This window comes from Streptomyces sp. NPDC056479 (assembly GCF_042795335.1).
Lineage (GTDB): Bacteria > Actinomycetota > Actinomycetes > Streptomycetales > Streptomycetaceae > Streptomyces.
Map to the genome: position 1 here is coordinate 401,609 of NZ_JBHTRZ010000005.1, position 12,127 is coordinate 413,735.

Annotated in this window: 11 protein-coding genes; 3 read left to right on the top strand and 8 right to left on the bottom strand. The window is 72.9% G+C overall.

What is annotated here, in order from left to right; translation table 11 throughout:
* Positions 1-11 precede the first annotated feature (11 nt).
* Together ACFQ6S_RS22115 and ACFQ6S_RS22120 are read right to left on the bottom strand one after the other, a co-directional pair.
* On the bottom strand, positions 12-929 hold the full coding sequence (locus tag ACFQ6S_RS22115; RefSeq protein ID WP_383412272.1) for a hypothetical protein: 918 nt from the start codon (positions 927-929) through the stop codon (positions 12-14).
* 197 nt (positions 930-1,126) lie between these two features.
* Entirely contained in the window at positions 1,127-1,585 is a 459-nt protein-coding gene (locus tag ACFQ6S_RS22120; protein WP_383412275.1) for a hypothetical protein, read from the bottom strand.
* Between the two features lie 143 nt (positions 1,586-1,728).
* On the opposite strand from ACFQ6S_RS22120, the gene ACFQ6S_RS22125 reads away from it, so the two are divergent.
* Together ACFQ6S_RS22125 and ACFQ6S_RS22130 are read left to right on the top strand one after the other, a co-directional pair.
* A complete protein-coding gene (locus ACFQ6S_RS22125; RefSeq protein ID WP_383412278.1) occupies positions 1,729-2,940 on the top strand; it encodes a PP2C family protein-serine/threonine phosphatase in 1,212 nt (403 codons plus the stop codon).
* 70 nt (positions 2,941-3,010) lie between these two features.
* Positions 3,011-4,372: a hypothetical protein gene (locus ACFQ6S_RS22130; protein WP_383412281.1), complete on the top strand. Its 1,362-nt coding sequence runs from the start codon at positions 3,011-3,013 to the stop codon at positions 4,370-4,372.
* Here ACFQ6S_RS22130 and ACFQ6S_RS22135 read toward each other — a convergent pair.
* Positions 4,362-6,359 (bottom strand): Ig-like domain repeat protein, encoded by a 1,998-nt coding sequence (locus tag ACFQ6S_RS22135; protein ID WP_383412284.1) that lies wholly within the window; start codon positions 6,357-6,359, stop codon positions 4,362-4,364. The two genes, ACFQ6S_RS22130 and ACFQ6S_RS22135, sit on opposite strands and share 11 nt — an antisense overlap.
* 385 nt (positions 6,360-6,744) lie before the next feature.
* Between ACFQ6S_RS22135 and ACFQ6S_RS22140 the strand changes: the two genes are divergently transcribed.
* Complete coding sequence (locus ACFQ6S_RS22140; RefSeq protein WP_383412287.1) at positions 6,745-7,524, top strand: hypothetical protein; 780 nt, start codon at positions 6,745-6,747, stop codon at positions 7,522-7,524.
* Between the two features lie 20 nt (positions 7,525-7,544).
* Here ACFQ6S_RS22140 and ACFQ6S_RS22145 read toward each other — a convergent pair whose 3' ends face one another.
* The 5 genes from ACFQ6S_RS22145 to ACFQ6S_RS22165 all read right to left on the bottom strand — a co-directional run bounded on the left by ACFQ6S_RS22145 (position 7,545) and on the right by ACFQ6S_RS22165 (position 12,010).
* Positions 7,545-7,820 (bottom strand): ribosomal protein L7/L12, encoded by a 276-nt coding sequence (locus ACFQ6S_RS22145; RefSeq protein ID WP_383412290.1) that lies wholly within the window; start codon positions 7,818-7,820, stop codon positions 7,545-7,547.
* 20 nt (positions 7,821-7,840) lie between these two features.
* The gene (locus ACFQ6S_RS22150) at positions 7,841-8,593 is read right to left on the bottom strand and encodes a GAF and ANTAR domain-containing protein (RefSeq protein WP_383412293.1); all 753 of its coding nucleotides are present in this window, start codon (positions 8,591-8,593) and stop codon (positions 7,841-7,843) included.
* 186 nt (positions 8,594-8,779) lie between these two features.
* On the bottom strand, positions 8,780-9,586 hold the full coding sequence (locus tag ACFQ6S_RS22155) for a TIGR03943 family putative permease subunit (RefSeq protein WP_383412981.1): 807 nt from the start codon (positions 9,584-9,586) through the stop codon (positions 8,780-8,782).
* Positions 9,583-10,587: a permease gene (locus tag ACFQ6S_RS22160; RefSeq protein WP_383412296.1), complete on the bottom strand. Its 1,005-nt coding sequence runs from the start codon at positions 10,585-10,587 to the stop codon at positions 9,583-9,585. Before ACFQ6S_RS22160 ends, ACFQ6S_RS22155 begins: the two co-directional genes overlap by 4 nt.
* A 73-nt stretch (positions 10,588-10,660) precedes the next feature.
* Positions 10,661-12,010 carry a tetratricopeptide repeat protein gene (locus tag ACFQ6S_RS22165; RefSeq protein ID WP_383412298.1) on the bottom strand — a complete coding sequence of 450 codons (1,350 nt, stop codon included), beginning with the start codon at positions 12,008-12,010 and terminating at the stop codon, positions 10,661-10,663.
* Between the last annotated feature and the right edge of the window lie 117 nt (positions 12,011-12,127).

A 12,127-nucleotide genomic window follows, 5' to 3' on the forward strand; every position in this document is an offset into this window, starting at 1 on the left:
ACCGGACGCTGTCAGGCTCGGGCTCGCGTCGGTTCCTGAGTCGGATCTGCGGCGGGCCCTGCGGACGCTCGCCGGCGTCGTGCGAGGAACTCCGTGAGCCGGCAGGCCAGGGCCACGGTCAGGCCGAGGACCACCAGTAGCCAGGACACCGTGCGCAGGGTCCCCGTCAGGGCGTCGTAGATCGCGCCCGCGGCCGGGCGGTACGCCGCCTCGGGCACGTCGGCCACGGTGAGCCGGCGCCCGATCGCGACCGCCAGGGCGAGGAACGCGCCGCCGAGGGCCGTGCCCAGCGCGGTCGCGGTGACCGCGCGGCGGCGGCACGCGGCGACGGCGATGCCGGTCGCGGCGAGGACGGCGGCCGAGACCGGCAGCCAGAAACCGGCGACTTCGAGCACGTCGTATCCCTTCCTGAGCCGTTCCAGTTCGTCGGCCGGGAGCACCGGGACCGCGGTGTGCTCGACCGGGATGCGGTGCGCGAACGGGACGTGGTCGTCGGTGAGCCGGCGCTTGACCTGGGCGGTGACCGGGGCCAGATCGACGGTGACGGTACGCTCGCGGCCGTCCTGAAGGGCCCTCAGCACGGCGTCGTGGACCGCCCTGTTGCCCGCCTCCCAGGCTGTGCGGAAGGCCTCGGTCCGGGTGAAGGAGCGCACGGCGTCGTCGATGAAGGGCCGCACGATGCCGGGCTCGGGCGCCGTCGGTGACGCCTCCAGCAGGTCGTCGACCTCGTGCATGATCCCGGCCTCGACGCTGTCCGCGACCGCGCCCTGCACCGCGGGATCCGCGGCGAGCGGCGCCATCGTGGCGACGTATCTGCCGGTGTCGGCCAGCCCGTAGGTCACCCAGGCCGCCAGCGCGCCGAACGGCACGAGGAGGCACGACAGGGCGATCAGCGCTGCCGACAGGGCGTTCCGCAGACGGGTGGGCACCCCTTCAGGCAAGGGTCACGGCGGCGGGGCCGCCAGCGGGATGCCTGCATACGGCCGCACGGCAGCGCTCTCCGGTGGAGGGTTCACCCGAACGGGTGTCTCATGGATCAGGGGAGCGAGAAAGACCGGGTTCGTGGGTGGATGAAGGGGAAACGGGCCGGCCCCGGCCATGGTGCCGGGGCCGGCCCGTGCACTCCTCAGCCGAGGCGGTGGCCCTGCGCGTCCTCGTGTGTGTAGTAGCGGTAGAACATCACCACGAAGCAGACCGCGCCGACCGCGAGCCCCATCAGGGACGACCTGAGGACGGACGCGTCGGTCTGGCTGTACAGGAAGCCGAACGCGCCGCCCGTGAAGGCCGCCCACACCACCGCGTGCAGTTCGCGCCTCATGTACGGGGCGAGGGCGCGGACCCCGACGTAGACGATGATGAACGCGATCGTCGTGACGAAACCGAAGAGCAGGTTCCAGCCGGTGATCTCGCCGCCGGAGCGCCGGTTCGCCGCCGCCCAGTAGCCGTAGATCAGCCCGAGGACGAGTGGCAGGGCGACGCTCACGATCTGGTGCGTGCGCGCGCTGAACACATCGGGCAGGTGGCTCGGGCGGGCCATGACCCTCCCTGAGGCCCTTCCGCCGGGCGCGGGTGCCGCATGAGCCATGAGAGCACTCCTCTCTCCTCGCCCCCGCCCTCCAGCGCACACCTGGGGCGGTCGGCTGGCAAGTCGACGTGCGTGTCGACCTCGGTGACTTGGCCCCGGGTACCCGGATGCGCCGCGCTGAACGCCGTGCTTGTCTGAGGCGCATGAGGGCCGTCAGCGACGGCGCAACCGGCCTGAAGGGCGACGCGCGCCGGCAGGAGCTGCTGCGCGTGCGGGGCCGCAGCGTCGCCTGGCTCGCGCCGCTGGTGCTGCTCATCGGCATCGTGCTGATCGACTTCCGCACCAGCAGCGACTTCCGGATCCTCTCCTGGATCGTGCTGGTACCCGGTATCGCCGCCGCGATCTGCGGGGTGTGGGGGACGGCCATGTACGCGGTGCTCGCGCCCGCCACGTACGTCGGCGCGGACGCCGTCCTGCCGCACGAGTTCCAGGCCGGCCTGCCCGATCTCGTGCTGGCCGCCATCGGCGGCGTCCTCGCCACGCTGGCCTGCGCGATCCGGGTGCGCGGCGAGCGGCGCATGCTGCACATGCAGGACGTCGCCGCGACCATCCGCCGCACCGTGCTGCGCCCGCTGCCGCCGGGCTGGGGCGGTCTGGAGCACGCGGCCGTCTATCTCGCCGCCGACAGCGAGGCCCGGGTCGGCGGCGACTTCTACGACATCCAGATCGGCCTGCACGGCACCCGCGTCATCGTCGGCGACGTCCAGGGCAAGGGGCTGGGGGCGGTGGAGGCGGCGGCCGCGCTGCTCGGCACCTTCCGTGAGACCGGGTATCACGAGCCGGACCTGGCGACCGTCGCCGTACGTCTGGAGGAGCGCCTCCAGCGGCACATCCTCATGCGCGCGGCGCTCGGCCGCGAGGACGACGACCGGTTCGCCACGGCCGTGCTGATCAGCTTCCCCGAGGCGGATCCGGCGGTGGTGGACACGGTCGTCCTCGGCCACGACCCTCCGCTGGTGGTCGCCCCCGACGGGATACGGTCCCTGCCGCCCGGCGCGCACGGCCTTCCCCTCGGCATGGGCGAACTCGACCCCGCCGTCGGCCCGCCGCCCGCCCTGCGCGTGCTGTTGCGTCCCGGGGAGACCCTGTTGCTGACCACGGACGGGGTGACGGAGGCCCGGAACAGCGCCGGCGAGTTCTACCCGCTCGCCGCCGACGTGGCCCAGGCCGTCGCCGCGGACCCGGGCATCGCGCGGCCCCGGCGGCTGGTCGCCTTCGTGCGGGAGCGGACGTTGCGGCACTGCGGGGGGCATCTGGCCGACGACACCACGGTGTTCGCGGTACGGCGGGAGGGTGGCGGGAAAGGAGTGGAGAACGTGGGGAATGGGGACGGAAGCGGACGTTTGCAGGCCTGAGATCCCCCCTTTGCACCCGCAGCGGTTACGGTGCTGCCGTACGTGATCGACGGGGGATGGGGAGGGACCGATGCCCGGAACCGTGCTGCTGCTCGCCGCCTCACCGGTGGGCAAGGGCTGTCTGGTGGACGCCGCCTCCGTGCTTCCCATCCTCGCCGCGGTGCCGCCGGCGGTGCTGTCGGGCACCGAGACCGCCAACGTCGTCGAACTCGCCGACCCGCTGGAACCGCAGGCCGTCCTCACCCGCCTGCGTGCGGCGGCGGTCGCCCCCGGACCGCTCACCGTGTTCGTCGCCGGCCAGCTCCAGCTGGACCGCCGCCAGCATCTGCCCCACCTGGCGCTGGCCCGCTCCACCCCGGCCACGGTCCGCTACACCGGCTTCCCCTGGCACTGGTTCCGTGAGGAACTGCGGTTGCGGGCCCCGGGTTCGACCTCCCTCGTCGTCGATCTGCACGCCGACGCGGAGACCTGGGAGTGGCTGCGCGCCAACCCCCTCGACTCGGGCCGCGGCAGCGCGGTGTACGGCCGTATCGCCCCGCCTCCGAACCGCCGTACGGTGGCGGGCCCGGCGTACATGAAGGCGGTGGCCACCCTGCTGCGCAGCGGCCACCGCCCGCCTCTGGACCAGCTGCACCAGCAGGCACTCGCGCGCATCTCCCCGGAGGCGGGCACGGGCACGGACATCGTCCTGACGGCCCAGGCACCGGTGCAGGCGCCCGCACCGGGCTACCTGCCGCCCATGCCGGCCCCGGCGTTCGCACCGCCGCCACCGCCGGGCCATCTGCCGAGTCCCGCGCCGGGCAACCAGGCGCCGGCCGCCGCGCCGGGCCCTCTGCCGGCCCTCACGCCGACCGCCCCGGCGGCGAGCACCCCGTCGAGTCCCGCGCCCGCCCTCGTGCCGGTCCCCGCGGCGAACGCGCTGCCGAGCCCCTCGTCGGCCACCGTCCCGGCCGGCCCGCCGACCCTCGTCCTGACCGCCCTGCCGAGCACCCCGCCCACCCCCGCCCCGGGCAACCCGCACGACGCCATCACCGCCGCCGTCGAGTCCGGACGGCACGAGGACGCCGATGTGCTGGCCGCCGGGGAGGAGCAGGGGGCCGTGCGGGCCCATGGGGCCGGCTCCCAGGAGGCTCTGCACTGGAGTGAGGTGCGGGCCGATCTGGCCATGTTGGCGGGGGACCCGGTGCGTAGTTGCCGGACCTGGCTGGCCGTGGCATCGGCGCGGCTCGGGGCGGGGCAGGAGCCGGACGCGCCCGCCGTGGAGGCCGCGGTCGACCGTGCCCACCACCAGTGGGGGCAGGTCCGTGACGCGGTGCTGGCGCGTGAACTGGGCGCCGCCCTGGCGGAGTTGAGGAGCAAGGTGCCAGGGCGCCGGCGCGGCGCCCTGGCGAATGTGCATCAGCGGCTGGAGCAGCTGCAGGTCAGCGGGTGAAGGTGAAGTACTTCCACCCGCCGTACGTCGTCGCGTTGACGTTGTCGCCCGACTGCGTGTCGATGTAGGACGAGCGGATCCGGAAGCGGACGCCCGTGGGCGGGTTGTCGTCCAGCAGGACCGAGTCCTTGCCGTAGCGGTCGAGGCCGAAGTACTCCGTGGCCGTCGTGTGCCAGGCGCCGCTGTAGAACTGCTGGATCTGGAACTGGTACTTGCGGCCCGGGTACATCGTCATCGCCGTGTTGTAGACGGGGTCCTTGGACTGGCGGAAGTAGGAGTACTTCTCGTTCCAGGCCGTGGCCGTCTTGTAGGCGCCGCTCAGCGACGACGAGACGCTCACCTTGGTGTAGACGGTGTTGGTCGTCGTCTTCGCCGCGTACCGCGTGTCGCCCGTGAACTTCGCGCTGACCTTGGCGTCCCGGGTCAGGCGGACGGTCGCGGTGAGGTTGCCGCTCGCGTCGACCGTGCCCTTCTTCACCAGGGCGTTGGGCTTGTCGGCGCCGTAGGGGTCGGCCCAGATCTCCACCGTGCGGTTCTTGTACGTGGTGCCGAGGTGCGCGGTGAAGGTGACGCTGCTGTTGTAGCCGTACACCTTGAGGTTGTTGTTCAGCGTCACGGTGGCCGTCGACTTGGCGACCGTCACCGAGCGGGTGGCGGTCGCGCCCGCGTGGTCCGCGTCCCCCGCGTAGGAGACGGTGTACGTCACCTTGCCGCCGGCCTGCGGGGTGTCCGCGAAGGAGTACGAGCCGTCGGCCGCGACCGTCGCCGTGCCCAGCGCCTTGCCGGCGGGGGACTCGTCGTCGGTGCGGGTGACGGAGACCTTGGTGCCGGCCGGGAACGCGGAGGAGGACGTCAGCGAGCCGGTGACGGTGAGGGCCTTGGCGCGGGGCGCTGTCGCGGGGGCGTTCGCCGTGAGGGTGACGGGCGTCTTGGTCGGGGCGTCGAAGATCCGCAGCGAGTACACGTCGCTGTTGTTCGACGACACCGCGAACAGCTTGCTCTCGTCCGGCGCCCAGGCCAGGCCGCGCGCGGCGAGGGTGTCGGAGCCGCTGCTGCTGCCGGTGTTGGGGAAGTCGTACTGCTTCACCGGGCTCGACGCGCCCTGCTTGAAGACGTGCACGTCCGGGTCGTACCAGGAGCTGGTGCCCGCCGCGACATCGCCGTTCGGGGCGATGTCCACCGCGTTCGGGTAGGTGTTGGTGACGTACTTGCCGTCCGCCGACAGGTCGGACAGCTTGTAGAGCGCCTGGTAGTACGGGGCGCCGCTGGCGGTGATCACGTCCTTGCCGTCGGGCGTGACCGCGAGGTCGGCGAGGTTGCCGCCGCCGGTGTTCCCCGGGTCGAAGGCGTACGCGCTGCGGCTCGCGGTGCCCGACGAGACGTCGTACACGGCGAGTACGACCGGGCTCTGGCCCGGCGCGCCCGCGACGAGCGTGCCCGGGGCGCCTGCGGAGGCGTCCAGGATCGGGGCGTCGTAGAAGGTGCGGCCGGTGTCCTGGCCCAGGGCGAGGACCGGGTCGGTGCCGCTCAGGTCGAGCGAGCCGATGTTGCCGTCGCCGCCGGAGCCGTAGCTGAACCAGACCTTGCCGCCGGTGAGGGCGACGTACTTCGGACCGGCGGTGCCGGTGGACCAGCGGTGGGCCTCGGTCGCGGTCGCGGTGTCGATGGCCACGATCGCGTCGGCGTCGCCCACCGCCGCGTACAGGGTGCCCGAGTCGGGCGAGAGCTCCAGGCCGCGGACACCGGGCAGCGAGCCGACGGCGCCGAGGACGGTGCCGGCGTAGTTGGTGACGACGACCTGGCCGGCGGTCGGGTCGCTGATGAAGACCCGCTGGTGGGCCCCGTCGACGACGACGTCGCCGGTCGACTTCAGGGGCAGGGTGGTGGCGGTGTCGGCGGCTGCCGACCCGGCGCCGGCCGCGACCAGGGCGACCGAGCTGAAGAGGACCGCGAGTGCGGTCGCGGCGGGAAGGGTGCGTCTGCGCACGGTTTTTCGAACCCCCCGGAACGAAAAAAGAGAGGAGAGGGCGGACGCGGCAGGAAGAAGGGCACGCGTCTCGCCGTAAGTGATCGAAGGCTAGGCCATGGCACTGACAGCCGGGTGAAGGGGGGCGTAAGAGGCCGGTGAGAACGAGTGGGAGCCCCCGGCGGGACTGGGGGAAGTGTCCCCGCCGGGGGCGGCTCGGTGGCGGACTGTGGCGGACGTATCTGCCGGATGTGCCGTACCGCAGGGTGTGCGGGGACTGATCGAGGTACCTGATCGGCCGTCACCCGGAAGGCCCGGCGCGCTGGTGGACGGGTCGGCGGGGTGGTGCCTTAGGAGGACGTTCCGATCTTGAGTGTGTCCTCGATCCCGGCCCAGGAGGCCCGCGATGCCCCGTTTCCCGGTCCGTGCCGTCATCGTCGCGGTGCTCTCCGCGGGCGCCCTGCTGAGTGCGCCCGCGTGCTCCGTCGTCGCGCCGGACAGGGCGGCCCGGACCGTGGGTGCCCCGGCCTCTCCGGGGGCCGCCGGCACCGCGTCGCGTGCTCCCGCGGCCGACCCGACGCTCACCGAGGCGCAGGCGCAGGCCGCCCTGATCAGCGAGGCCGACCTCGGTGAACCATGGGTGCCTACCCAGGGGTTCGCGACCTGGCGGGACTCCATGCTGAAGGCGGGCGCCGAGCCGGCGGAGTGCCGACGGCTGCTCGACGCCCTCTACGCGGACGACCTGTTCGGGGCGGATGCCCGTACGCGCGCCTCGATCGGGCTGGACGACGAGTGGGACGGGGCCCAGCTGCGCTACCAGATCGTGGCCCATCGGCCCGCGGACGTGGACCGGACCCTGGCGTGGCTCGGCGCCATGCCGGACCAGTGCGGCCGGTTCGAGGCGACCGCCCGCGGCGGACAGATGGCCGTGCAGGTCAGGGAGAGCGAACTGCCGCAGGTCGGCGACGCCCGGCAGGGTCTGCGGATCGTCCTCACGGGCATCTCCGAGGACGAGGACGCGCCCACGCTCACCCTCGACGTCGCCGCCGTCCGCGTCGGCGACGACACGATCACCGTCACCAACGGCGGCCTCGGCGAGGTTCCGGCCGAAGCAACGTGGGCGGCCGTGGAACTGGGCGCCCACCGTCTGGAGGAGGTCAGGAAGCGGGGCCGTCAGGACGTGTGAGCGAGGCGCGGTGCCGTGCGCTACGCCATGCGCTCGACCGCGTCCTTGGCCTCCTTCAGGCCCGCCCCGGTGATCTCCCGGTAGACCTTGATCGCCTGGATCTTCTTGTCGCTGCGCAGGAGCGTGACGACCTCCTGCATCCGGGGGTCGTCCTCCCGCAGCCCCAAGTGGTCGATGATCAGGTCGAGTTTGCGCTCGACCCGGGCAACTCGCCGGTCCACGCGGGAGACCCGGTTCTCGATGGTGAAGACGATGACGAGCGCGACCGCCGCGAGGAAGAAACCTATCGAGTCCATGGCGGCGATCTTAGGTGCGGCTATTCGCCCTGATCCCGGTCGAAGCGCAGCCGATGCCCCACCACGTCCCCCGACACGTCGAGCGCCGTACGCCCGTGAGCGTACGAGTACGCCCGCAGCCGGGCCAGCGCCTCGTCCGTGCCGACGCCCAGCTGGGCCATGAGCATGCCGGTGGCCTGGTAGACCTGGTCATGGTCGGCGGCCAGGCCGTTCAGCCACTCTTCGGAACCGGGCCGGCCCTCCTCGTCCGAGTGCGGCAGCTGTATCAGCGCCGCGGTCATCAACCCGGCCACCAGCCGCGCCGTCCGCAGATCACGGTCGGTGAGATCGCCGGGAGAGTCGCGATACAGATCGAGCGTGCCCACGCACACCGTCTCGTTGCCGAGCGGCACCGAGTACGACGCCCGCACCCCGGCGGCCGTCGCCTCCTGGGCGAAGACCGGCCAGCGCAGGACGTCCTGGCCGCCCGTCAGGTCGCGGGCGAGCACGGGGGTGCCGCTCTCCGCTGCCGACCGGCAGGGACCGTCGCCCAACGTGGCCTGGACCTCGGTGATATACGCGGCCCGCGCACTGCTCGCGCCCAGTTGGACGGGCAGGCCCGCGCTGTGCAGCGACACGCTCGCGCCGGACACGGGCAGCAGTTCCACGGCGACCTCGCACAGCCGCACCGGAATCTCGCCGGGGCCCGCACCGCGCACGATCTCGCCGAGCGCGTCCGCGGAAGCGGCCCGCTCTCGTCCCGGCCCGCCGGGATGATCGTCTCTGGGCCGCACGGCAGCCTCCTAGCCCCTCCTCGTTGTGAGCGTGGCCGACGCCTTGGACGCCGCCCGACTACCCGTAGGGGCCACCGCGAAACCCCGTCGGCCACAGCGTCCCAAAGGGGCGCGGGGAACTGCGCGATCAGCCACGACGGCGCCGCAGCCGACCGACGGGCAGATCGCCGCTCCCCCAGCGGAGCGTCACCGCTTCTCATACGGATCGGCCGGCTGTCCGATCCGCCGCACCGACCCGGCGTCCAGCACGGGCGGCCAGGCGCCGTCAGTGCCGAGCTTGCCCTTGGGGTGCCAGGCACCGGTGACGGTGATCCAGGTGTCGTCGGGCGGGGCGTCCGCGCCCAGGATCTCGACCTTGCTCGTGGCGGCGTCGGCGGCGCAGCAGGAGATGAGGAGGCGGGTCACGTACCAGGTGCCGTCGTCGTCGCGGGTGACGAACCCGGTCAGCCGGACGGTACGGCCCGACAGCGACCGTCCGCTGTCGTAGATCGCCCGGGAGCCGAACTCCGCCAGCGTCAGCTCCACCGGGTTCCCGGCCGGCAGCGCGGGAAAGTGCCCGACCCCCTGCGCCGCGCGTTGCGCCGCCTCGCGCTCGGCGCTGTAGGAGCCGAGGGCCGGGGGCGGGAAGAGAAGGAGGGCGAGGGCGGGGAGGGTGAGGAGCCAGGCGACGCGGGGGCTATGGTGGCCGCCGTGCTGATCGTGGGGCTGGGAATCGTCGTCGGACTCGTCGTGCTCGCCGTGCTCGCGTTGCTGATCGCGGCCGGCGTGTTCATCGTGCTCAGTGGGCTGGCCCTGCTCGGCGTGCGGTTCCTGTTCCGGTCGCCGGACAAGGGCCGCGGCCACCGCCAGCAGCACCAGCAGAAGCCCGGACACGACCAGGTATGGCCGTAGCCCCGCCTGCACATACCGCAGATACAGCTCGCTGAACAGCGAGATCCGCAGGATCGCCGCGCCCGTCAGGAGCAGCAGCACCGCCGGCCCGTACCGCCTCACAGCAGCCACCACCCCACCAGCACGCTGCTCACCAGGGCCACCACCCAGGTCACGGACGAGAACCGCAGGGCGAAGGACCGTCCGAACGTGCCCGCCTGGAGGGCGATCAGCTTCAGGTCCACCATCGGGCCGACCACCATGAACGCCAGCCGCGCGGTCGGCGAGAAGCCGGTCAGCGACGCGGCGACGAACGCGTCCGCCTCGCTGCACACGCACAGCACGACCGCCAGCAGGGCGAGGAGCAGCACCGACAGCCAGGGCGAGCCGGTGAAGAGGTCCAGTACGGAGCGGGGCACCGCGATGTTGAAGGTCGCCGCGGCCGCCGCGCCGAGGACGAGGAAGCCGCCCGCGTGCAGGAAGTCGTGCTGGAGCCCGGCGGTGAAGGCGCGCAGGCCGGTGGCGGCCGGGTGGGCGTGCCGCTTGGGCGGTCGCAGCCACTCGTCGCGGCCGAACCGGGCCCACAGCCAGCCCATCACCACGGCCGTGGCCAGCGAGGCGACCAGCCGGCCGAGGACCATCTCCGGCTGTCCGGGGAAGGCGACGGACGTGGCCACCAGGACGACCGGGTTGATCGCGGGCGCGGAGAGGAGGAAGGCGAGGGCGGCGGCGGGCGCGACACCGCGCCGCATCAGACTCCCGGCCACCGGCACGGACGCACACTCGCAGCCCGGCAGGACGACACCGGCCGCGCCCGCGAGGGGCACGGCGAGGGCCTGATTGCGCGGCAGCAGCCGGCTGAAGACCCTCTCCGGTACGAAGGCCCCGATCGCCGCCGAGACGACCGTGCCGAGCAGCAGGAACGGCACGCCCTGCACCGCGATGGCCGTGAACACGGTCCACCAGGCGGCGACGGGCGGGGTGTAGAGGTCGAGGGCGAGCATCGGGCCGAGGACCGAGGCGACCGTCGCGATGGCGATGAGCGCGGCGCCGCCGAGCACGGCGTACACGAGCGCGCGTACGACGAGCCGCACCCCGTCGACCACGGTCCGCTGGTTCTCCACCGTGCCCGTCCCCACCTGTTCGAATAGCTCTGCGAAGGCTAACCGGTGGGAACTGTGCGCAGGCTTGGGTTCCTCACAGAGGAGGCTGTGCGGGGGCGGGTCCGAGTGTGGTGGTCCCGGGAGCCGTACGGTGTCCGAGCCCCGTCCGGTAAGCGTCAAGGGCCGCCTCCACGCGGCCCGTGCGGCGCAGCAGGTCGCCCAGCAGACGGCACAGGTCGGCCAGGTCGCCGGCCGCGCCCGCGCGCTCCAGCAGGCTCAGGGCGCGGACGTAGTGCTCCTCGGCGGTCTCGGTGTCCCGGGCGTCCTCGGCGATGATGCCGAGCAGCCGGTGGGCGGCGGCGGAGTGCAGGGCGCCGCGCTCGGGGCTGAGGTCGCTGAGCACCTCGCGCAGCAGGGCGGCGGCCTCGTCGGACTTGCCGCGCCGGTGCAGTACGTCGGCGAGTTCGACGGCGACCTGGCTGGTGTAGAGGGCGGCGCGTTTGGCGGTGAGCATGGTCTGCGCCTCGCGCAGCTCGGCCTCGGCGCGCTCCAGGTCGCCGTTCTGGGCGTAGACGTAGCCGCGCATCCAGTGGCAGTTGGCGAGTTCGGTACGGATCTGGAGCCGGCGGTACAGCTCGGCCGCCTTGGCCAGGGAGGCGTCGGCCTCGGCGACCCGCCCCTCGGCGAGCAGGGTGCGGGCGACCGACCGGTGCATCCGGGCGACCAGCGCCGGGTCGCCGGCCTGCGGTGCGAGGGCGAGGGCGTACTCGGCGGCCTGCGCGGCCCGCGCGTGGGCGCCCATGTCCATGTAGGGGCCGATGACGCTGGCGTAGAGCAGCAGCAGGGCGTCCGGGTCGTGCAGTCCCCCGCGGTTCAGCTCGTCGAGGGCGGATTCGAGGAGGTAGACCGCATACCGCAGCTCCCCGGCGAGGTAGTGCGACACGGCCCGCCCGCGCAGCGCGGGGATCCGGGAGGGCAGCGGCGCGTCGGCCTCCGTCAGCACCTGCTCGGCCTGCTCGAAGTGCCGCTGGGCGGAGCTGAGTTCACCGGCGTCGATACCGCACTCGCCGAGCCCGAGCAGCGCCGCCGCCCGCTCCTCGGCGTACCCGTGCGACTCCGCCTCCGCGAGCAGTGCGGTGTACTGCTCCACGGCGGCCTCGGCGTCACCGGTGGCGAGCACGCGCTGGGCCTCGGTCAGCCGCAGCCGCAGATCCGTGACGAGATAGGCGGGCCGTCCCGTCGCGAGCTCCTCGAAGGCCACGCCGAGCCGCTCGGCGATATGCCTCAGCGCGTCGTCGGAGGCACGGACACGGCCCGCCTCCAGCGTGGAGATGTACGCGGGGGTGTACGCCGGCTCCGCCAACTGCTTCTGCGTCAGCCCACGATCGGCCCGTAGCTGCTGCACCCTTCGCCCGATGGTCCCGGGATCGTCACGGTCCGACATCGCTCAACTCCCCCTGTGCCCCTTGCCGTTCGAGTCCGACAGCGCCTAGGTTAAACCGCGTATTAAACGTGGTTAACCCATGGCTGTTGCGAGGTCGCCGTGCAGGAACGCACCAGC

Excerpts from the sequence above, each read along its gene's own strand:
- ACFQ6S_RS22145 (WP_383412290.1), bottom strand. The coding sequence starts at position 7,820 with ATGGACTCGATAGGTTTCTTCCTCGCGGCGGTCGCGCTCGTCATCGTC.
- ACFQ6S_RS22140 (WP_383412287.1), top strand. The coding sequence starts at position 6,745 with ATGCCCCGTTTCCCGGTCCGTGCCGTCATCGTCGCGGTGCTCTCCGCG.
- ACFQ6S_RS22125 (WP_383412278.1), top strand. The coding sequence starts at position 1,729 with ATGAGGGCCGTCAGCGACGGCGCAACCGGCCTGAAGGGCGACGCGCGC.
- ACFQ6S_RS22165 (WP_383412298.1), bottom strand. The coding sequence starts at position 12,010 with ATGTCGGACCGTGACGATCCCGGGACCATCGGGCGAAGGGTGCAGCAG.
- ACFQ6S_RS22120 (WP_383412275.1), bottom strand. The coding sequence starts at position 1,585 with ATGGCTCATGCGGCACCCGCGCCCGGCGGAAGGGCCTCAGGGAGGGTC.
- ACFQ6S_RS22130 (WP_383412281.1), top strand. The coding sequence starts at position 3,011 with ATGCCCGGAACCGTGCTGCTGCTCGCCGCCTCACCGGTGGGCAAGGGC.